At 71.6% G+C, this 19,181-nt stretch carries 22 protein-coding genes; 8 read left to right on the top strand and 14 right to left on the bottom strand.

Annotated elements, in window-relative coordinates; all coding sequences use genetic code 11:
• Positions 1 to 12 precede the first annotated feature (12 nt).
• From AB0H12_RS17250 to AB0H12_RS17295, 10 genes are all read right to left on the bottom strand, one after another.
• On the bottom strand, positions 13 to 693 hold the full coding sequence (locus AB0H12_RS17250; RefSeq protein ID WP_498776290.1) for a response regulator: 681 nt from the start codon (positions 691 to 693) through the stop codon (positions 13 to 15).
• The gene (locus AB0H12_RS17255; protein WP_499623793.1) at positions 690 to 1,889 is read right to left on the bottom strand and encodes a sensor histidine kinase; all 1,200 of its coding nucleotides are present in this window, start codon (positions 1,887 to 1,889) and stop codon (positions 690 to 692) included. Before AB0H12_RS17255 ends, AB0H12_RS17250 begins: the two co-directional genes overlap by 4 nt.
• Positions 1,890 to 2,191: 302 nt before the next feature.
• Positions 2,192 to 2,938, bottom strand: a complete 747-nt coding sequence (locus AB0H12_RS17260; RefSeq protein ID WP_499623794.1) for a phosphoglyceromutase — start codon at positions 2,936 to 2,938, stop codon at positions 2,192 to 2,194.
• A 113-nt stretch (positions 2,939 to 3,051) separates the two neighbouring features.
• Positions 3,052 to 3,306: a hypothetical protein gene (locus AB0H12_RS17265; protein WP_499623795.1), complete on the bottom strand. Its 255-nt coding sequence runs from the start codon at positions 3,304 to 3,306 to the stop codon at positions 3,052 to 3,054.
• 168 nt (positions 3,307 to 3,474) lie between these two features.
• Positions 3,475 to 5,040 (bottom strand): 4-coumarate--CoA ligase family protein, encoded by a 1,566-nt coding sequence (locus tag AB0H12_RS17270; RefSeq protein WP_499623796.1) that lies wholly within the window; start codon positions 5,038 to 5,040, stop codon positions 3,475 to 3,477.
• Positions 5,041 to 5,410: 370 nt separating this feature from the next.
• Entirely contained in the window at positions 5,411 to 6,298 is an 888-nt protein-coding gene (locus AB0H12_RS17275) for a DUF4349 domain-containing protein (protein WP_499623797.1), read from the bottom strand.
• A gap of 68 nt (positions 6,299 to 6,366) precedes the next feature.
• A complete protein-coding gene (locus AB0H12_RS17280) occupies positions 6,367 to 6,849 on the bottom strand; it encodes a type III secretion system chaperone family protein (protein ID WP_498718050.1) in 483 nt (160 codons plus the stop codon).
• Positions 6,846 to 8,099, bottom strand: coding sequence for a D-inositol-3-phosphate glycosyltransferase (mshA, locus tag AB0H12_RS17285; RefSeq protein WP_499623798.1), 1,254 nt, complete (start codon positions 8,097 to 8,099; stop codon positions 6,846 to 6,848). The genes AB0H12_RS17280 and mshA overlap by 4 nt, the downstream gene beginning before the upstream one ends.
• Complete coding sequence (locus AB0H12_RS17290; RefSeq protein ID WP_499623799.1) at positions 8,096 to 8,893, bottom strand: alpha/beta fold hydrolase; 798 nt, start codon at positions 8,891 to 8,893, stop codon at positions 8,096 to 8,098. Before AB0H12_RS17290 ends, mshA begins: the two co-directional genes overlap by 4 nt.
• 254 nt (positions 8,894 to 9,147) lie before the next feature.
• Positions 9,148 to 10,293, bottom strand: coding sequence for a L,D-transpeptidase (locus tag AB0H12_RS17295; RefSeq protein ID WP_499623800.1), 1,146 nt, complete (start codon positions 10,291 to 10,293; stop codon positions 9,148 to 9,150).
• A 90-nt stretch (positions 10,294 to 10,383) separates the two neighbouring features.
• Between AB0H12_RS17295 and AB0H12_RS17300 the strand changes: the two genes are divergently transcribed.
• Positions 10,384 to 11,115, top strand: coding sequence for an SDR family NAD(P)-dependent oxidoreductase (locus AB0H12_RS17300; RefSeq protein WP_230566353.1), 732 nt, complete (start codon positions 10,384 to 10,386; stop codon positions 11,113 to 11,115).
• Between the two features lie 30 nt (positions 11,116 to 11,145).
• On the opposite strand, the gene AB0H12_RS17305 is transcribed toward AB0H12_RS17300, so the two are convergent.
• Together AB0H12_RS17305 and AB0H12_RS17310 are read right to left on the bottom strand one after the other, a co-directional pair.
• Positions 11,146 to 12,105 (bottom strand): chymotrypsin family serine protease, encoded by a 960-nt coding sequence (locus AB0H12_RS17305; protein ID WP_499623801.1) that lies wholly within the window; start codon positions 12,103 to 12,105, stop codon positions 11,146 to 11,148.
• 121 nt (positions 12,106 to 12,226) lie between these two features.
• Positions 12,227 to 13,336 (bottom strand): UDP-N-acetylmuramate dehydrogenase, encoded by a 1,110-nt coding sequence (locus tag AB0H12_RS17310; RefSeq protein ID WP_499623802.1) that lies wholly within the window; start codon positions 13,334 to 13,336, stop codon positions 12,227 to 12,229.
• Here AB0H12_RS17310 and AB0H12_RS17315 point away from each other — a divergent pair.
• The 5 genes from AB0H12_RS17315 (at position 13,335) to AB0H12_RS17335 (ending at position 17,450) form a co-directional block, all read left to right on the top strand.
• Entirely contained in the window at positions 13,335 to 13,829 is a 495-nt protein-coding gene (locus AB0H12_RS17315) for a DUF2505 domain-containing protein (protein WP_498776264.1), read from the top strand. The genes AB0H12_RS17310 and AB0H12_RS17315 overlap by 2 nt on opposite strands.
• Positions 13,808 to 14,611: a class I SAM-dependent methyltransferase gene (locus AB0H12_RS17320; protein ID WP_499623803.1), complete on the top strand. Its 804-nt coding sequence runs from the start codon at positions 13,808 to 13,810 to the stop codon at positions 14,609 to 14,611. The genes AB0H12_RS17315 and AB0H12_RS17320 overlap by 22 nt, the downstream gene beginning before the upstream one ends.
• Positions 14,612 to 14,621: 10 nt before the next feature.
• Positions 14,622 to 15,356 carry a maleylpyruvate isomerase family mycothiol-dependent enzyme gene (locus AB0H12_RS17325; protein ID WP_499623804.1) on the top strand — a complete coding sequence of 245 codons (735 nt, stop codon included), beginning with the start codon at positions 14,622 to 14,624 and terminating at the stop codon, positions 15,354 to 15,356.
• Positions 15,357 to 15,368: 12 nt separating this feature from the next.
• On the top strand, positions 15,369 to 16,247 hold the full coding sequence (gene purU / locus AB0H12_RS17330; RefSeq protein ID WP_230566347.1) for a formyltetrahydrofolate deformylase: 879 nt from the start codon (positions 15,369 to 15,371) through the stop codon (positions 16,245 to 16,247).
• 135 nt (positions 16,248 to 16,382) lie between these two features.
• Positions 16,383 to 17,450, top strand: a complete 1,068-nt coding sequence (locus tag AB0H12_RS17335) for an LOG family protein (RefSeq protein WP_499623805.1) — start codon at positions 16,383 to 16,385, stop codon at positions 17,448 to 17,450.
• Here the strand turns inward: AB0H12_RS17335 and AB0H12_RS17340 are convergent.
• Together AB0H12_RS17340 and AB0H12_RS17345 are read right to left on the bottom strand one after the other, a co-directional pair.
• Positions 17,422 to 17,691 (bottom strand): amidase family protein, encoded by a 270-nt coding sequence (locus AB0H12_RS17340; RefSeq protein WP_499623807.1) that lies wholly within the window; start codon positions 17,689 to 17,691, stop codon positions 17,422 to 17,424. The two genes, AB0H12_RS17335 and AB0H12_RS17340, sit on opposite strands and share 29 nt — an antisense overlap.
• 14 nt (positions 17,692 to 17,705) lie before the next feature.
• On the bottom strand, positions 17,706 to 17,873 hold the full coding sequence (locus AB0H12_RS17345; RefSeq protein ID WP_499623808.1) for a hypothetical protein: 168 nt from the start codon (positions 17,871 to 17,873) through the stop codon (positions 17,706 to 17,708).
• A 191-nt stretch (positions 17,874 to 18,064) separates the two neighbouring features.
• Between AB0H12_RS17345 and AB0H12_RS17350 the strand changes: the two genes are divergently transcribed.
• Both AB0H12_RS17350 and AB0H12_RS17355 read left to right on the top strand, forming a co-directional pair.
• Positions 18,065 to 18,205, top strand: a complete 141-nt coding sequence (locus AB0H12_RS17350; protein WP_499623809.1) for a hypothetical protein — start codon at positions 18,065 to 18,067, stop codon at positions 18,203 to 18,205.
• Positions 18,206 to 18,324: 119 nt separating this feature from the next.
• On the top strand, positions 18,325 to 19,181 hold an 857-nt coding region (locus tag AB0H12_RS17355), incomplete at its 3' end, for an IS630 family transposase (RefSeq protein WP_499623810.1).

Here is a 19,181-nt window from a genome sequence, read left to right on the forward strand (position 1 = left end):
TGGTCGGGATGATCAGGATTCGAACTTGTATCCCAGTCCGCGAACGGTGACCAGGTGCCGCGGCGCCGACGGGTCGGGCTCGATCTTCGACCGCAGCCGCTTGACGTGCACGTCCAGGGTCTTGGTGTCGCCGACGTAGTCCGCGCCCCACACCCGGTCGATCAGTTGGCCGCGGGTCAGCACGCGGCCGACGTTGCGCAGCAGGTACTCCAGGAGGTCGAACTCCTTGAGCGGCAGGCTCACCTCGGCGCCGTCCACGGTCACCACGTGCCGCTCGACGTCCATCCGCACCGGGCCCGCCTCCAGGACCTGCGGCAGCAGCTCCTCGGACTCGCCGCCGCGCCGCAGCACGGCCCGGATCCGGGCGATCAGCTCACGGGCCGAGTACGGCTTGGTGACGTAGTCGTCCGCGCCCAACTCCAGGCCGACGACCTTGTCGATCTCGCTGTCCCGCGCCGTGACCATGATCACCGGCACGGCGGAGCGGGCGCGCAGCTGCTTGCACACGTCGGTGCCGCTCATGCCGGGGAGCATGAGGTCGAGCAGCACGATGTCGGCGCCGTTGCGGTCGAACTCCTCCAGCGCCTCCTGGCCGGTGGCCGCGAGCGCCGCGGTGAAGCCCTCCTTGCGCAGCAGGAAGGCGAGCGGATCGGCGAAGGACTCCTCGTCCTCCACGATGAGCACCCTGGTCACAGCTCTCCTCCGTGGTTGCTGCCCGCGCCGCTCGGCACGGGGCTCGCCAGCTCCTGCGTGGGCAGGTCCTGGGTGGGCTCGTCCTGGTCGGGATGAGCCGGGATGCGCAGCGTGAAGGTGGAGCCGGTGCCCGGCAGGCTCCAGAGCCTCACCTCGCCGCCGTGGTTGTTGGCGACGTGCTTGACGATGGCGAGCCCGAGCCCGGTGCCGCCGGTCGCCCGCGACCGGGCCTTGTCGACCCGGTAGAAGCGCTCGAACACGCGGGTCTGCTGGTCCTCGGCGATGCCGATGCCGCGGTCGGTGACGGCGATCTCGACGAAACCGTCGACGAGCTTGCGGCTGACCGACACCGGGCTGCCCGGCGGCGAGTACGCGACCGCGTTGTCCAGGAGGTTGCTCAGGGCCGTGACCAGCAACGTCCGGTCGCCCTCCACCTCGAGGCCGCTCGGGGAGTCGGTGGCGACCTCGATGCCCGCGGACTCGGCGGCCAGCCTGGAGCGGCCCATCGCCTCGTCGATGACCACGTCGACCTCGACCCGGCTGAGCTCCGGCAGCTTCTCCGCGCCCTGCAACCGCGACAGCGCGATCAGCTCGGTGACCAGGGTGCCCAGCCGGGTGGCCTCCTGCATGATCTTGGCGCTGAACCGGCGGACCTCCTCCTGGTCGTCCGCGGCGTCCAGCACGGCCTCGGCCAGCAGCGCGAGCGCGCCGACCGGGGTCTTGAGCTCGTGGCTGACGTTGGCCACGAAGTCGCGCCTGGTGGCCTCCAGCCGCACCGACTCGGACTCGTCGGAGGCGTCGACCACCACGAAGCCCTCGGTGAGCACCTTCACGGTGGCGTGCACGGCCTGCGGCTGGCGGCCCTTGATGACCTCCAGCGACGACAGGTCCACCGAGATCACGCCACCGTTGCGGCGGGCCATCTCGGCGGCGCGTCTGGCCCGGTCGTCCACGCGGTTGTTGCGCACCACGCCCAGCTCCTCGGCGCGGGAGTTGTGCAGCACGACGTCACCGAAGCCGTTGAGCACGGCGATGCCGTTGGGCGAGGAGTGGACCACCCTGGCCATCAGGTCGGCGACGGTGAGTCCGCGCGGACGCGCCTCGCGGGCCCGTGCCGTGGCCCGTCCGGCGAGAAACGCGACACCGCCGATCAGCAGAGCGCCGATCGACAGGACGAGGTAACCCGTTGCGGTCACGAGCGCATCGTAAGCAGGTCAGGCGGGGTACGGCCTAGAGCTGACGCCTGGTTCGTGACTCCTGCGACACCGTCCGGGACCGATGTTCTCCCGGCAGACGACCGCCGTTCACCCAATCGTGTCCAATTGAGTCAGGCGTGTTCGAACAGGTGCAGAGCCGCGGAAGCCGGGTTCTCCTCTAGGTGACGAGTGGAGGACGTGCCGGGGGCGCTGGACGCGTCGGACGAAGGGGCCGGACGCACGAGACGGCGGCACGCGCGCCGGTCGTGCCCCGCGCGCGTGCCGCCGTCTCCTGGCGTTGGCTAGCGACCCTGGTTGGCCACGGCCTTGATCGCGTCCGCCGCCGCGTCCGGGTCGAGGTACTCGCCGCCCGGCTTGAGCGGCTTCAGCTCGTCGTCCAGGTCGTAGCGCAGGGGGATGCCGGTGGGGATGTTCAGGCCCGCGATGGCTTCGTCCGAGACGCCGTCGAGGTGCTTGACCAGGGCGCGCAGCGAGTTGCCGTGCGCGGCCACGAGCACGGTCCGGCCGGTGCGCAGGTCCGGCACGATCGAGGACTCCCAGTACGGGATCATCCGCTTGACCACGTCCAGCAGGCACTCGGTGAGCGGCAGGTCGGGGCCGAGGTCGGCGTAGCGCGGGTCGCTGTCCTGGCTGAACTCCGTGCCGGGCTCGATCGGCGGCGGCGGGGTGTCGTAGGAACGGCGCCAGAGCATGAACTGCTCCTCGCCGAACTCCTCCAGCGTCTGCTTCTTGTTCTTGCCCTGGAGCGCGCCGTAGTGGCGCTCGTTGAGCCGCCAGTCCCGGCGGACCGGGATCCAGTGCCGGTCGGCCGCGTCGAGGGCGAGGTTGGCGGTGCCGATGGCCCGCCGCAGCAGCGACGTGTGCACCACCTCCGGCAGCACGCCCGCTTCGCGCAGCAGGACGCCGCCGCGCTTCGCCTCGTTCACACCCTTCTCCGAGAGGGGGACGTCCACCCAGCCGGTGAACAGGTTCTCCGCGTTCCAGACGCTCTCGCCGTGGCGGAGCAGCACCAGGGTTCCGACAGCCATGGGCGTCAGCCTGCCAGATGGACCGGGCCGGCTCACGCCGGTGGTAGGTGTGATCTTGATCGGTGCAGCAGGACAGGCCGGGCCGGGCCTCTCGGGCCCGGCCCGAAGCCGGGTCAGCCGCCGAGGCCCTGGATGTCCACGAGCCCGCCGGTCATGCCGCCGATCCCGCCGGCCGCACCGGTCAGGCCACCGAAACCACTGACCACCGGGCCGAGCAGGGCGCCCAGGACGTCGCCACTGGGAACGGCGTCCATCGCGCCCTTCGTCGTCCGCTCCGCCGGGGCGTCGGAGGCGTTGGCGGCCGGGGCAGCCAGCAGGATGACGGCGGTGGCGCCGGCCGCGACGGCCAGCCTTCCGAGGATGCGCATGCGGTGTTCTCCGATGTGTGGTTCCGATTTGCACCCGACATGGTTGTGGAGCGTGACGATCCCGGCTCGCCGAGTAGTCGGGATCAACCCCATCGAGTGATCACCACCGCCCCCGACGCCGAGAACCCCCGGCAGCGCGATCGCCACCGGGGGTCCGCGCCAACCGGTTCAGGCAGAGACCTCGCGGGCGCGCAGGTCCTTGCGCAGGATCTTGCCCGAGGCAGACTTCGGGATCGCTTCGATGAACTCCACGACCCTCACCTTCTTGTGCGGGGCCACCTGGGACGCCACGAACTCCATCACGCCGGACTCGTCCAGCGCCGCGCCCGGCTGGCGGACGACGAAGGCCTTCGGCACCTCCTCGCCCTCCGCGTCACGCACGCCGACCACGGCCGCGTCGGCGATCTCCGGGTGCGTCAGCAGCACGGCCTCCAGCTCCGCGGGCGGCACCTGGTAGCCCTTGTACTTGATCAGCTCCTTGACCCGGTCGACGATGCTGACCAGGCCGTCCTCGTCGATGACCCCGACGTCGCCGGTGTGCAGCCACCCGTCCTCGTCGAGCGTGGCGGCGGTGGCGTCGGGGTTGTTCAGGTAGCCCTTCATGACGTTCGGGCCGCGGCACCACAGCTCGCCGCGCTCGCCCACGCCCACGTCCTCACCGGTGGCCGGGTCGACGAAGCGGCACTCCATGTTCGGCGCGATGACGCCCACCGTGCCGACGGGGATGTCGTCGCGGCCATCCGGGATCGCGTGGCTGACCGGGCTCATCTCGGTCATCCCGTACCCCTGCGAGACGCGGCAGCCCAGGCGCTTGGCGACGGCCGCCGCGAGGTCGACGTCCAGCGGCGCGGCGCCGGAGAAGATCGTGTCTATGCCGGAGAGGTCGTACTGGTCGACCAACGGGTGCTTGGCCAGCGCCACCGCGACCGGCGGCGCGATGTAGACGCGGTCGGTCCGGTGGTCCTGGATCACCCGCAGGAACTCGGCCAGGTCGAACTTCGGCAGCGTCACCACGGTCGCGCCGACGTGCAGGCCGTTGTTCATCAGCACCTGCATGCCGTAGATGTGGAAGAACGGCAGCACGGCGAGGATCTTCGTGTCCCCGCCGACCCGGAGCAGCGGCCCGCACTGCACGATGTTCGCGACCAGGTTGCGGTGCGTCAGCATCACGCCCTTGGCCCGTCCGGTCGTCCCCGACGAGTACGGCAGCACGGCCACGTCCCGCGCCGGGTCGATCGACACCTCCGGCGCCGCCTCGTCGTTCGCCAGCAACGACGACAGGCTGGGGTAGCCCTCGGCGGCGTCCAGCACGACCACGTCGGAGATGCCGGCCTTCTCGGCGCCCGGCGCGGCGTTCGGCAGCAGCACGGACACCGTGAACAGCATCTTCGCGCCGGCGTCCGTCAACTGGTGCGCGACCTCGTCCGCCGTGTAGAGGGCGTTGACGGTGGTCGCGGTGGCGCCCGCGCGGAGGATGCCGTGGAACACGACGGCGTAATAAGGGGTGTTCGGGCTGAGGATGCCCACGACGTCGCCCTTGCCGATCCCCCTGGCGGCCAGCGCGGCGGCCAGGCGATCGACCGTCCCGGCCAGTTGGCGGTAGGTCAGCGACGCGCCCGAGGTGCCGTCGACCAGGGCCACCCGGTCGGCGCGCTCGCCGAGGTCGGCGAACAGCAACTCGTGCAACGTGACGTCCGGGACCGCGACATCGGGGAACGGACTGCGGAAGACCATGCGGCTGCCTCACTCATCCTGGGGGCCGGGATCCCGTCATCGTGAGTCAAGCCACATCGCCGGTCAAGGCGGTCGCGCCTCGCGCTACAGCGTTACTTAACTCGGCTAAGAACAACACGAATGGAGTAGCGCCGCCCCTTGTGGTGATCACCGGCCATCTGCCAAGTTGGCAGGGCCCTCGCGGGTCGGCTCCCACGCACTCCGATCGACCCGCGCGGCAGAACCGCGGTTCGCAATCCCCCCGTCGAACCGCGGCCCGCTTGGAAGCCCGGGCTCCCCCCGCCCGGATCCACCTTCAGCGGGGACCGACGCGGGGCGGCTTGAGCTCGCGACTCCCCCTCTCTCCCAAGCCGCCCCGCGCTCCCGCTCGCTACGGCGTGCTCGACGACGCGGCGGGCTCCACGGGCACGACCCTCCGGCGACGCCGCCACCACAGGTAGCCGAACGCCGGCACCCCCAGCACCACCGCGAACGGCAGCACGCCGCCCAGCACCACCAGCAGCCAGCCGAACGCCGTCACCAGCGCCTTCCAGCCACCGGCGAACGCCTCCAGGAAGTCGTTCTCGTCCCGCACGACCACCGGCTCGCCCGTCGCCGAGATGACGACGGTCAGCGTCGCCATGGCGACCTGGCCCTTCACCGTCTCGTACCGGCGTTGCAGCGACTCCAGCTCGGACTGCCGCTTGGTCAGCTCGGCCTCGATGTCGGTGATCTCGGACGTGGTCGTGGCCCGCTCCAGCAGTCCCCGCACCCGCTCCACGCTGGCCCGCTGGTTGGCGAGCCTGGCCTCGATGTCCACCACCTGCTCGGTCACGTCCTCGGTCTGCAGCTCACGCCGGCTGACCTCGACGTTCTCCAGCTTCGCGATCGACTCCAGCACGGGGTCCAGCCGGTCGCCGGGCACCTTCAACGTCACCGACGCGCGGTTGGCCTGCGACTTCTCCTGCGCCGAGTACCCGCCCGCCGCGATCACCAGGTCCTTGACCTCGCTCAACACCGCGTTCGAGTCCGGCGCGCGCAACTCGACCGTCGCCGTGCGCACGAGCTGCCGGTTCTGCTGCGCCGACGTGCCCGCCTGCTGCGCCTCACCCGTGCCGGCCGACTCCTGCTTCGGCGTGCCGCCGCCCCGCTGCGCGTTCTCCTGCGCCGGCGCCGGCGCGGCCTGGTCCGCCGACGACGTCCCCGAGCCGTTCGCGGCGCACCCCGCCAGCGCCAGCACCGCGAACGCGGCGACCACCAGCCCCACCCGTCTGCCCATGTGACCCTCCCTGGTTTCCGGTCACCGGTGGGACGGGGCCCGCGCTCATCCCCGTTGCTCCCGCGCGATCACGATTCGGACACCAGGTGCCGGAACGCCTCGAGGTTGGCCAGCGACTCGCCGCGCGAGACCCGCCAGTCCCACTCCCGCTGGATGGCGCCGGCGAACCCGATCTCCAGCAACGTGTTGAAGTCGCCGTCGGCGGCCTCCACCACCTGCCCGAGCACGCGGTCCAGCTCGTCGGGCGTCACGGCGTGCGGTGCGATCCGGCCGACCAGGTAGATGTCCCCGGTCGTGTCGATCGTGTAGTGCACGCCGTACAGCTTGGCGTTGCGCCGCAACAGGAACCGGTAGACGTCCTCGTGCGCCTCGTCCGGCTTGCGGCAGACGAACGCCTCCACCACCAGCGCGTGCCTGCCGACCACCAGCCAGCAGTTCGTCTGGAGCTTCTTCGTGCCGGGCAGGGTCACGAAGAACCGGCCCGGCTCCTTGCGGTCGTAGCGCAGCTCGCGGTCGTCCAGCGTCGACCGGATGACGTCGTCCAGGCTCAAGCGATGACCTCCTCGCGGAACACGTCCCGGGCTTCGGCGTACCCGGCGAGGAGTGAATCAGTCGTGCGGTCCCAGGAGAACCGGCGGGCGTGGCCGACGGCGTTGCTGGCCAGCTCCTCCCGGCACGCGGGGTTCACCGCGATGCTCGACAACACCCGCGCCCACGCGGCCGGGTCGTGACCGTCCACCAACGCCCCGGACACCCAGTCGCGCACCGCCACCGGCAACCCGCCCACCGCCGCCGCGACCACCGGCGTCCCGCACGCCTGCGCCTCCAGCGCCACCAGCCCGAACGACTCGTTGTAGCTGGGCACCGCGACCACGTCGGCCGCCCGGTAGACCCGCGCCAACGCCTCACCGCCCTGCGGCGGCAGGAACCGCACCACGTCCGAGATCCGCAGCTCGGCGGCCAACCGCACCAACTCGTCGGGCGTCTTCATCCCCGACCCCGACGGCCCGCCGACGACCAGCACGACCAACCGCGACCGCAACCCGGGATCACGCGCCACCATCTCCGCCGCCGCGCGCAACAACACGTCCGGCGCCTTCAACGGCTGGATGCGCCCCACGAACGCCAGCACCACCGACTCCGGCCGCAACCCCAACGCCGCCCGCGCCCCGTCCCGATCACCGGGCGTGAACCGCTCCAGGTCCACCCCCGGCGGCACGACCAGCACCTTCGACGGGTCCGCGTCGTACAGCTTGACCAGCTCGGCCGCCTCGACGTCGGTGTTGGCCACCAACCGGTCCGCCTCGGCGACCACCTGCTCCTCGCCGATCACCCGCATCCGGGGCTCGGGCATGTCGTCAGCGGCCAGCGCCAGGTTCTTCACCTTCGCCAACGTGTGCGCCGTGTGCACCAACGGCACCGCCCACCGCTCCCGCGCCAGCCACCCGACCTGCCCCGACAACCAGTAGTGCGAGTGCACGACGTCGTAGTGACCGGGCTCGTGCCGCGCCTCGGCCCGCAGCACACCCGCCGTGAAGGCGCAGAGCTGACCGGGCAGTTCCTCCTTGCCCAGCCCTTCGAACGGCCCCGCGACCACGTGCCGGACCTTGACGCCGGGCGCGAGCTCGGCCACCGGCGGCAGCTCCGAGGACGTGGCCCGGGTGAAGATCTCCACCGCGATGCCCCGCTGCGCCATCCGCGTGGCGGTCTCCACGATGTAGACGTTCATCCCGCCCGCGTCGCCCGTGCCGGGCTGCTCCAACGGCGACGTGTGCACCGACAGCACCGCGACCCGCTTCACCGCGAGACCTCTGCCACGAACCGACCGAGGTCGGCCGCGAAGCGCTCCGGCCGTTCCAGGAACGGCGAGTGTCCAGTTCCGTCGTAGCGGCGCAAGTCGGCTCCGGGGATCAGGGCCGCCGCGTACTCACCGGCGGCCGGGTCGACCACCTCGTCGGCGGTGCCGTGCACGACCAGTGTCGGCTTGTCGACCGCCTTCAGCACAACGGCGCTGTCCACGTCACGCCGGAACAGCTCCCGCCGGACCCACGGCGGCACCCGCAACGCCGTGCCCACCATCCGCTGCACCACGTCACCGGACAACCCCGGCGCCTGATCACGGCAGAACCGGGTCAACGCCGGCACCGCCACCGCCGGATCACCGGAGAACGCCGCCGGCAACACCGCCTTCATCACCGGCCCGGTAACCCCGCCGGGCCTGTCCCGCCCCAACTCGGTGACCGCCCCGACCAGCACCAACCCACTGATCCCGGCCGTGCCGTGGAAACGCAGGTAGTCCGCGACCACCACCCCGCCGTACGACCACCCGACCACCACGGCGGGCCGCCCGACGTGATCGAGCACGGCCTTCAGGTCAGCCGCCCAGACCGCCGACTCCCGATAACCGCCGTCGGCAACCTCAGACCCACCGTGACCACGCAGGTCCACCGCGTAACCGCGCCACGACGGCTGAGGCGACCACACCTCCCCCGACTGCGCCCATCCGTGCACCAGCACGACCGCAGGGGCATCGGCCGGGCCCGACTCGCGAACCAACAGCCGGACGCCCTCGGCGTCGAGGAGAGTATTCCGCACGACTTATGACAACGCGCGAGTCATCCCACCACTTCCCGCGCAAGCGGTTTTGCGCCATCAACCACACCCCAGACCGCACACCCAACGTGCCGCGAGCACCGACGGTCACGTGCCCAGACCACAACTCCCCACCGAGGCCCTCACCCGACTCGCCCACATCGGACCCGCCACACCCCGCAGAGGCCCGATATGACAGGTCACATCGGGCCGGACTCAAACCACGAGCCGCTCTCCCACCAACCCGACCCGACCGCTCACAGAGCGGACATCGTCTGCCACTGCGCCCAAGGAATCTGCCAGTCGTACCAGTCGAACTGCGCCGGCAACGTCGTGGCCGACCCGGTCACCTCCACCGGATCACCGACCATCGCGCTGTCGTAGTACGCCTTGGCATCGGCCTCCAACAGGTTCGCGCACCCGTGGGACGAGTTGAGCTTGCCGATGTTCGCCGCGTTGTCGTTGTTCTCGTGGATGAACTCACCGTGGTTGGAGAACCGCACCGACCACTTCTTCACGACGTTGGTGTAGCCGTACTGGGGGTTGTCGAAGCTCCACGTGTCGAACTTCTGCATCACCACGAACGTGCCGTTCGGCGTGGCCAGGTTCGGGTCGTCGTCCTTCCCGAACGACGCCGGGTAGGTCGCCACGGTCTGCCCGTCGCGCTGCACGACCAACTGGTGCGACGGCGTGTCGATCTTCACGACCTGGTTCCGGCCGATGGTGAAGTCGCTGGTCACGTCCGCGCGACCGTACGCGCCGCCGCCGTAGGGCACCCCGTACAGCTTCGCCTCGACGTGGATCTGGGTGTTCGCGGGCCAGTACTTCTCCGGCCGGTAGTGGACCTCGCGCGAGCTGAGCCACGCCCAACTGCCCTTGACCCCGGCCGAGTTCGTCACGGTCAGCGCCTTCTCGACCGTCGCGCGATCCGCGACGTCGGCGTCGAAGTCGACCTTGATCGGCACCGCCACGCCCATGGTCTGGTTGTCGCCGGGGAACAGCGTCGCGCGCACCTGCGAAGCGGGGTTCACCGTGGTGAACCCGCCCTTCAGCTCGACCGGCTTGCCGTCCGTCCCGGTCGCCCGACCCGCGTACGCGTACGCCTTGCCGAACCCGAGCGGCTCCGTGCTGGACCACGACTTCTTGTCCTCGGCGAGCTTGCCCTGGACCGCCTTGCCCTCGGGGTTGGTGACCGCGACCTGCTCGATCGTGCCCTCGGCCACGGTGACCTGCACCGGCGCGTTCACCGGGGCGTCGACCGCGCCGTCCGCGGGCGCGGTGGTGAACTTGGCCACCGGCGGGCTGTCGCCGCCGATCGGTTTGGCGGTGCCCGTTTCCACCTTCGCCGAGCAGCCGGCCACCAGGGCCAAGCCGAGCAGCAGAGCCGCCACTGTCCTGTGCACGTTACGACCTCCTGATCGAAGGACGTCCCACCCGACTCCCGGTGCGAGTGATCCGCGTCACATGCGCGTCCCACGCCTAGGATTCCCGGTGTGAACCGTCCTATCGCAGTCGTGACCGGAGCCAGTGCGGGCATCGGCGAGGCCACCGCCCGCAGGCTCGCCGCCGAGGGCTTCCACGTGGTGCTCGGCGCCCGGCGGGTCGACCGCCTCAAGGTTATCGCGGATGAGATCGAGGGCGCCGCCGTCGAGCTGGACGTCACCTCCGCCTCGTCGGTCGAGTCCTTCCTCGACGCCATCCCCGCCGCGAACGTGCTGGTCAACAACGCCGGCGGCGCGCGCGGCCTGGCGACCGTCGCCGAGGCCGACGAGGAGCACTGGCGGTGGATGTGGGAGACGAACGTGCTCGGCACGTTGCGCGTCACCAAGGGCCTGCTGCCGAAGCTGATCGCCTCCGGTGACGGGCACGTCGTCACCGTCACCTCGGTCGCCGCCTACGAGGCCTACGACAACGGCTCCGGCTACACCTCCGCCAAGCACGCCCAATCCGCGCTGCACCGCACGCTGCGCGGCGAGCTGCTCGGCCAACCCGTGCGCGTGACCGAGATCCTGCCCGGCATGGTCGAGACCGACTTCTCCGTCAACCGGTTCGACGGCGACGCCGACCGGGCCGCCGCCGTCTACCAGGGCGTGACGCCGCTGACCGCGGACGACGTGGCGGACGTGATCGCGTTCGCGGTGACCAGGCCGCCGCACGTCAACCTGGACCAGATCGTCCTCAAGCCCCGCGCGCAAGCATCCGCTTCACGGGTGCACCGGGCCTGACCAACTCGGGCCTGACCACCGTCGTCAGCATCACCCCGAGGTCAGCAGTTCCACGTCCAACTGGTCGAGCACCGGACCGATGGGGTTCGCGAACCCCCGGTCCGGGCTCCCGCCGCAGTACAACCCGACCACGCGGTTCGCGTCGTCCAGCAGCACCGCGCCCGAGTCACCGTGGTCGGCGAACCGGGGCGTCTCGATCCGGATCTGGTCGTACAGCGTCCGCACGCCGAGCTGCACCCCGAAATCCAGCGTGATCGCCGCGTCCGTCGACGCCACCACACCCTCCGTGACCGCCGTGGTCCGGCCGCGCTTGCGCACCCGGTCACCGACCCGCGCCCGCGCGCCACCCGTCACCGCGCCCAGCCCCACCACCTCGGGCCGCACGCGCGCTGTCGTCAGCGTGATCGCGGCGGCGTCCACCTTCGCCGACAACGCCGCCCGCGCCAACACGCCGACCCGGTCGCGCACCGGGTGCCCGCCGTCGACGCGGGAGGGGTGCACCATCGGGTCGCCGACCGCCCAGGCGTCGTCCACGCAGGCCACGTGGAACGACGTCAACGCCATCACCGTGCTCCTCCGACGCGGCGTGACCAGCGCGCCCAGCGTCCCGGCCACCACGTAGTCGTCCACCTCCGGCACGTCCGGCGGCACGAACCGGATCGCCCTGCTCGGCCCGATCCCGATGCCGCCGGCCAACGACTCGTGCCGCTCCGCACCGCTCACGCCCTCGGGGGACGCGATGGTGTGGTGCGGCCAGAACGTGTCCTCGACCACGTCGGTCGGCACTCCCAGCACGTCCGGCGGGATGGCGAACTGCGCGGCGCGGCCCTTGTGGCGGACGAACACGACGATCGCCAGCCGGCCGGTCGCCCGGCCACCGACGGTCTTCTCGCCGAGGTCGACACCCACCACACCGGGCCGGCTCAGGAAATCGTCCTCAACCAGCTTCTTGATCGGCCTGACGCTCGCGCGATCGTCGGGGTAGGCCATGACGACCTCCAACGGGTGCCCCTACCTCCATGAAACGCGTGGAGTGAGGATTCGTCACACCGAGTCACCCGTTCGGCGGTTCAGCGGTCGGCGTGTTCCCGACCACGCACCCACCCGACCATCACCCGAGCTCGCAGCCCACCAGCACCGGCTCCGGGAGCAGCTCCACCCCGAACGCCGCCCGCACCCCGTCCCGCACCTCGCGCGCCAGGTCCAGCAGGTCCTCCGTCGACGCCCCGCCCCGGTTCGTCAACGCCAGCGTGTGCTTGCCCGACAACGCCACCCGGCCACCCGGCCCGCGGTGCCCGCGCCCGAACCCGGCCCGCTCGATCAGCCACGCCGCCGACAGCTTCGAGTACCCGGCCCCCGCCGGGTACGTCGGCACCTCCACCTGCGGCCCGAGCCGTTCGGCGATCCGGATCAGCACCCCGGCCAACGTCGAGTCGTCCAGCAGCGGGTTGGTGAAGAACGAGCCCGCGCTCCACGTGTCGTGATCGGTCGCGTCCAGGACCATGCCCTTGCCGCGCCGCAGTTCCAGCACCGCCTTGCGGGCCGCGTCGGCGGGCACCCGGTCGCCCGGCGCGACACCGAGCACCCTGGCCAGCTCGCCGTACCGGATGGGCGCCGACTGGCCGCCCGCGGTCAGCGCGAACCGCGCCCGCAGCACCACCGCGTGGTCGGTGCCCTTCAGCACACTGGTGCGGTACGCGAGCCCCAGGCCGTCCGCCGGCACCTGGTGCACGCGACCGGTGCGCCGGTCCAGCAGGTCCACCGACGTCAGCACCTGCGCCACCTCGACGCCGTACGCGCCGACGTTCTGCACCGGCGTGGCGCCGACCAGGCCCGGGATGCCGGACAGGCACTCCAGCCCGCCCAGCCCCTGCGCCACGGCCTCCGCGACGACCGAGTCCCAGTCCTCGCCCGCCTCCACGGTCAGCTGCACGAGGCCGTCGCCCAGCGGGTCGAGCCGACGGCCGGACGTGCCGACCGCCACCACCGTGCCGTCGAACCCGGCGTCGGACACCACCAGGTTCGAACCGCCGCCGAGCAGCAGCAACGGCTCGCCGTCCGCGTCCAACGCGCGCACGGTCTCGACCAGATCGGCGGCTGTGGCGGCGCGCGTGAACCTCGTCGCAGGGCCACCGAGCCGCAGCGTGGTGCACTCGGCCAGCGGCACACGGGCACTGGAGGGCGGGGTGGTCACGACCGTGAACGGTAGCCTCCGCGACATGGCACGCCGCATCGAGCACCGAACCACGTCCCGCTGGCCGGCGCGGGACGTGTACGCAGCCTTGGTCGACCAGACGTACCTGCGGGACCGGCTCGCCGAACTGGGCGGCACGAACCCGGAGCTGGTCGCCTTCACCACCACCGACCAGAGCACGTCCTACCAGCTCAAGCAGGGTGTGCCCGCCGACAAGCTGCCGTCGGTGGCCCGCGGCCTGCTCGGCGGCGACCTCGTCATCGACCGCGCCGAGTCGTGGACCGAGGCCGGTTACGCGGGCACGGTCGAGGTGACGCTGAACGGCGTCCCGGGCCGTTTGGACGGCACGATCACGCTCGCCGACACCGCGAGTGGGAGCGAACTCACCCTCACGGGTCAGGTCAAGGTGGGCATCCCGATCATGGGCGGCAAGCTGGAGGCGATGATCGCCGAACAGGTCTCGCTGTTGCTCGACAAGGAATCCGAGTTCACCGCCGAATGGCTCGCACGCCGCGCCTAGCCGCGGGTCGGGCGCGTGCGCTCGGCCTGCCCACGAGGGGCACCACCAACCCGAACCGCCTGCGCCGGGTCGACCGGTGGGTCGCGCACACCTACCGCGACCTGCTCGCCGCGCCCGAACCGCTGGTGGTCGACCTCGGGTACGGCTCCTCGCCGATCACCACCGTCGAGATGGCGGCACGGCTGCGCGCCGTGAACCCGGCCGTCCGCGTGCTCGGCCTGGAACTCGACGCCGACCGGGTCGCCGCCGGCAAGGAGGTCGCCGACCCGCCCGGTCTCGACTTCCGGCGCGGCGGGTTCGAGCTGGCCGGCGCCCGCCCGGTGCTGCTGCGCGCGTTCAACGTGCTCCGGCAGTACACCGAGGAGCAGGCGGCCGAGGCGTGGGACACCATGGTCGGCCGGCTCGCGCCCGGCGGCGTGCTGGTCGAGGGCACGTGCGACGAGATCGGCCGCCGTTGCTGCTGGGTCGCGTTGACCTCGGACGGGCCGCGAACGTTCACGCTCTCCTGCCTGCCCGCCGACCTGGAGACCCCGGGTGACCTCGCCGAGCGGCTGCCGAAGGCGTTGATCCACCACAACGTGCCCGGAGAGAAGGTGCACGCCCTGCTCTCCGAGCTGGACGCGTGCTGGGCGACGTGCGCGCCGTTCGCGCCCTATGGCCCACGTGCGCGATGGGTGGAGTCCGTGGGGCTGCTGGCCGAACGCGGTTGGCCGGTGCTGGACGACCGGAAGCGGTGGCGGCTCGGCGAGGTCACCCTGTCCTGGGACGTGGTGAGTCCCTAGGCTGTGCGGAGTGGACCACGCCGATTTCGTGCAGCACATGAGCAACCAGGCCTCCGCACTGCGCGCCGCCGCGATCGCCGCCGGGCCCGAGGCGCAGGTGCCCACCTGTCCGGGTTGGACGGTCCGGGGCCTCGTCGACCACATGGCGATGGTCCACTCCTGGGCGTTGCGGTCACTGCACACGCCGGCGGACGGGGACCGGGCCAAGCCCGAAGACCGCCCCGCCGACTGGGACGAGCTGCTCGCCTGGTGGGACAAGAAGGTCGCCGAGCTGGCCGACACCCTGCTCGGCTCCACGTCGAACACGCCCGCGTGGACGTTCGTCGGGCCGAAGACCTTCGGCTTCTGGTCACGCCGGCAGGCGCACGAGACCGCGATCCACCGGCTCGACGCCGAGCACGCCCGGCACGGCGCGGACGTGCCGTCCCTGCTGTTCGACGTCGAGTTCGCGGCCGACGGGGTGGACGAGTTCCTGACCCGGATGCTGCCGACCGTCGCCCGGCGCAGGCCGATCGCGCGGACGGGGCGGGTGCTGTTCCACGCCGCCGACGCGGGCCGTGCCTGGGAGGTTCGGCTCACGCCGGGTCAGCCGCCGCAGGTCGGCCCGATCACCGATTCCGGGACCGACGAGGACGCCACCGTGGCGGGCACCGCCGACGCGGTGTACCGGGCGGTGTGGGGCAGGCCGAGCGGCGCCATCACATCGGGTGACAGGTCTCTGCTGGACGGGCTGCCGCGACCGTAGATACTTCCGGTCGTGCCTCTGCCTGAACGACGCTACGTGATCACCTTCGGCTGCCCCGACCGCACCGGCATCGTGGCCCGGATCTCCTCGTTCCTGGCCGAGCACGGTGGCTGGATCGTCGAAGCGGCCTACCACACCGACCCGACCACCAACTGGTTCTTCACCCGCCAGGAGGTCCGGGCCGACTCGCTGCCGTTCGACGTGGACGAGCTGCGGGTCCGGTTCGCCGAGGTGGCCCGCGAGCTGGGCGCGCGCCCCGGCTCGTGGCGGGTCGCCGACTCCGGCGAGCGCAGGCGGGTGGTGATCCTGGTGTCCAAGGAGGGCCACTGCCTCTACGACCTGCTGGGCCGGGTGGCGTCGCACGAGCTGGACGTCGACGTGTCCGCGGTCATCGGCAACCACGCCGACCTGGCCGGGATCACCAGGGCGCACGGCATCCCGTTCCACCACGTGCCGTTCCCGGCGAACGATCCCGAGGGCAAGGCGGCGGCGTTCGCGCAGCTGCGGCAGCTCGTGGACGCCCACCGGCCGCACGCGGTCGTGCTGGCGCGGTTCATGCAGATCCTGCCCGCCGAGCTGTGCGCGGACTGGGCCGGGCGGGCGTTGAACATCCACCACAGCTTCCTGCCGTCGTTCATCGGGGCGCGGCCGTACCACCAGGCTCGCAGCCGGGGCGTGAAGCTGGTCGGCGCGACGTGCCACTACGTGACCGCGGACCTCGACCAGGGCCCGATCGTGGAGCAGGACGTGATCCGGGTGGACCACACCGACTCCGTCAACGACATGGTGCGCAAGGGGCGTGACATCGAGAAGGTCGTGCTGTCGCGCGGTCTCCGGTGGCACCTGGAGGACCGCGTCCTGGTGCACGGCAACCAGACCGTCATCTTCTGAGCGTCGAACTCACCACCCCTGAACGGAGGACTCTCGCGAGAGTCCTCCGTTCAGGGCGCGAGAGTCCTGCGTTCGCGCACCCCGAGTTCAACGTCGGCGCAACGGGAGTTCAACGCTCGCCCGTAGGCTGCGCCGGTGCGCACCGAGTACACCGACCTCGACCGGGTCCGCGCGGCCACCGAGTTGAGGCACGCCGTCCTCGTCGGGCTCGACCTGGGCGAGGAGGACCTGCGCGTGCCGATGGACGGCGCGCTGTTCCTCGGCTGCACGCTCTCGCCGCTCGCCCAACGACGCGCGGCGGCGGCCGGTGCGCTGGTGTTCCCGGCCATCCCCGGCCTGCCCTACGACGTGTACCGGTCGCGGCTCTACACGCCGGCCGAGCTGTTCGCCGGTTTCGACCCGGACGACCCGCTGTCCTACGCCGACACCCCGGACGCCCTGATCTACCACCACAGCCGCGCCCAGGGCCACAACCCGGACCCGCTGCACGCGCTCGCCGAACGCCTGCACGACCACGCGATCACCGAGGCGTTGGCGGACGCGCTGCCCGAACGGCCGGTCGCCGTGATGGGCGGGCACGCGCTCGGCCGCGACACGGACGGCTACCGGCGGGCGGTGGGGCTCGGCGCGGCGCTCGGCGAAGCCGGGTTCACCGTGCTGACCGGCGGCGGTCCGGGCGTGATGGAGGCCGTGCCGCTGGGCGTGCGGATCGGCGTGGACGAGCCGACCCTGGCGGACCTGGCGAAGGCGCCCGCGTTCGGCGGCGACGCCGAGTCCATCGGCCGCTGGATCGCCGCCTGCCCCACCGACCTGCCCACGTCCGACCGGCCGCGCACGATCGGCATCCCGACCTGGTTCTACGGCCACGAGCCGCCGAACCCGGCGTGCGAGCTGCACGCCAAGTACTTCGCCAACTCGGTGCGCGAGGAGGGCCTGCTCACCGTCGCCACGGGCGGCATCATCTACACGCCGGGCAGCGCGGGCACCGTGCAGGAGGTCTTCCAGGACTACTGCCAGAACCACTACGGCTCGGTCGGCCCGGCCGCGCCGATGGTGTTCCTGGGCAAGGACTTCTGGGTGGACGAGGTGCCGGCCGCGCCGCTGGTGCGACGCCTGGCCCGCGGCCGGGAGGCCGAGCGCTGGATCCTGGTGACCGACGACGCCGACGAGGCCGTCAGCTTCCTGCGGGAGTACGCGGCGTGATCACCCGCTCCACCACCTCGGCCGCGTCCAGGCACACGTCCTCGCGGTAGGCCCGCCCGATCAGCTGCACGCCGACCGGCAGCCCGTCGACCACCCCGGTCGGCACGGCCACCGCCGGCAGGCCCGCGAAGCTCGTCGCGGTGCACAGCCGCATCGCGCCGGTCACCAGGTCGTGCCCCTCGCGCGAGCGCGACTCCAAGCCGGGCTCGGGCGGTCGGGCGGTGAACACCGGACCGAGCACCAGCGGGAACCGGGTCAGGAACTCCGCCCACGCCCGCTCACGCCCAGCAGCACGCCGGTGAGCCGCAGGTACTCCACGACGTCCACCGGCCCGGTCCTCGCCATCGACATCTCGATGTACCGGTGCCCTTCCGCGCCGAGCAACGTCCGCACCACCGTCCAGCTCGGCGTGAACTCGGTCATCACCATGCTCCCGTATGAGGTCGGCAAGCGCGTCCTGGGCCGGGCGGGCGGCACCGCGGCCGAGGCGGCGCGCGCCGTCGCGCTGCCCGAGCGCGCCGAAGCCAGGGTGTGGCTCGCGTTCGTCGCGCAGGCGGCCGTCAGCCCCGCGCTCGCGCCCGTCCTGCGCGCGAAGCTACGCCGACCTCGAAGACATGTTCACCAGGCTCCTCGGCGACCGCGCGCGGGCGCGCACGGTGCTGGCGCCGGCCGACGGCCTCACCACGCACGTGCTCATCGGGCGCCTCACGCACGACCAGGCGCGCGAGGTGCTCGACCGGCAGCCGGCGACCTAGTGCGTTGACCACATACGTTCACCGTGTTGGGGACACGCCGGACAAGATCCCCGACACCGGTTCGCGGTGATCCCATGCTCGGTGGTGACGTAGTCGCCGCCGAGCATGAGGACGGGTCGATGGCCGAGCCGGTCAGAGCACGTCGATTATCCGAGGACGAGGGCCGTCGCCTGCTGAACTACGTGCGTCGGGGCAAGCAGGGCACGATCCGGATGCGCCGGGCGATGATCATCCTGGCCTCGTCGTCCGGAACACCCGCGCCGTCGATCGCGCGCCTGGTTGCCGCGGACGCCGACACCGTGCGGGACGTGATCCACGACTTCAACGCCCGCGGTCTGGCGGCGCTGGACCCTAGGTGGGCGGGAGGCCGTCCCCGCCTGATCGGCCCCGACGACGAAGCGTTCGTCGTGGCGACGGCCAAGGCCCGCCCCGCCAGGGCGGGCCTGCCCTTCACCCGGTGGAGCCTGCGCAAACTCGCCGCCCACCTGCACCACAACCCTCAACGGCGGGTCCGCATCGGCCGGGAACGGCTCCGTCAGATCCTGCACCGACACGGGATCAGCTTCCAGCGCACGCGGACCTGGAAGACCTCGAACGACCCCGCCTTCGACGCCAAGCTCGACCGCATCGACGAGGTCCTGACCCGCTTCCCACGGCGGTGTTTCGCGTTCGACCAGTTCGGGCCGCTGTCCATCCGCCCGCACCACGGCTCCGGCTGGGCGCCGAGAACCAGGCCCGACCGGCTGCCGGCGACCTACCGGCGCACCCACGGCATCCGCTACTTCCACGGCTGCTACTCCATCGGCGACGACAAGCTCTGGGGCGTGACCAGGCGCCGCAAAGGCGGCGACCACAGCCTGGCCGCCCTCAAATCGATCAGAGCGGCCAGACCGGACGGCGCACCGATCTACGTGATCATGGACAACCTGTCGGCCAACAAGACCCCGAAGATCCTCGACTGGGCTGCCGACAACAA

The sequence above is a fragment of the Actinosynnema sp. NPDC023794 genome, assembly GCF_040639675.1.
GTDB classification, from domain to species: domain Bacteria; phylum Actinomycetota; class Actinomycetes; order Mycobacteriales; family Pseudonocardiaceae; genus Actinosynnema; species Actinosynnema luteola.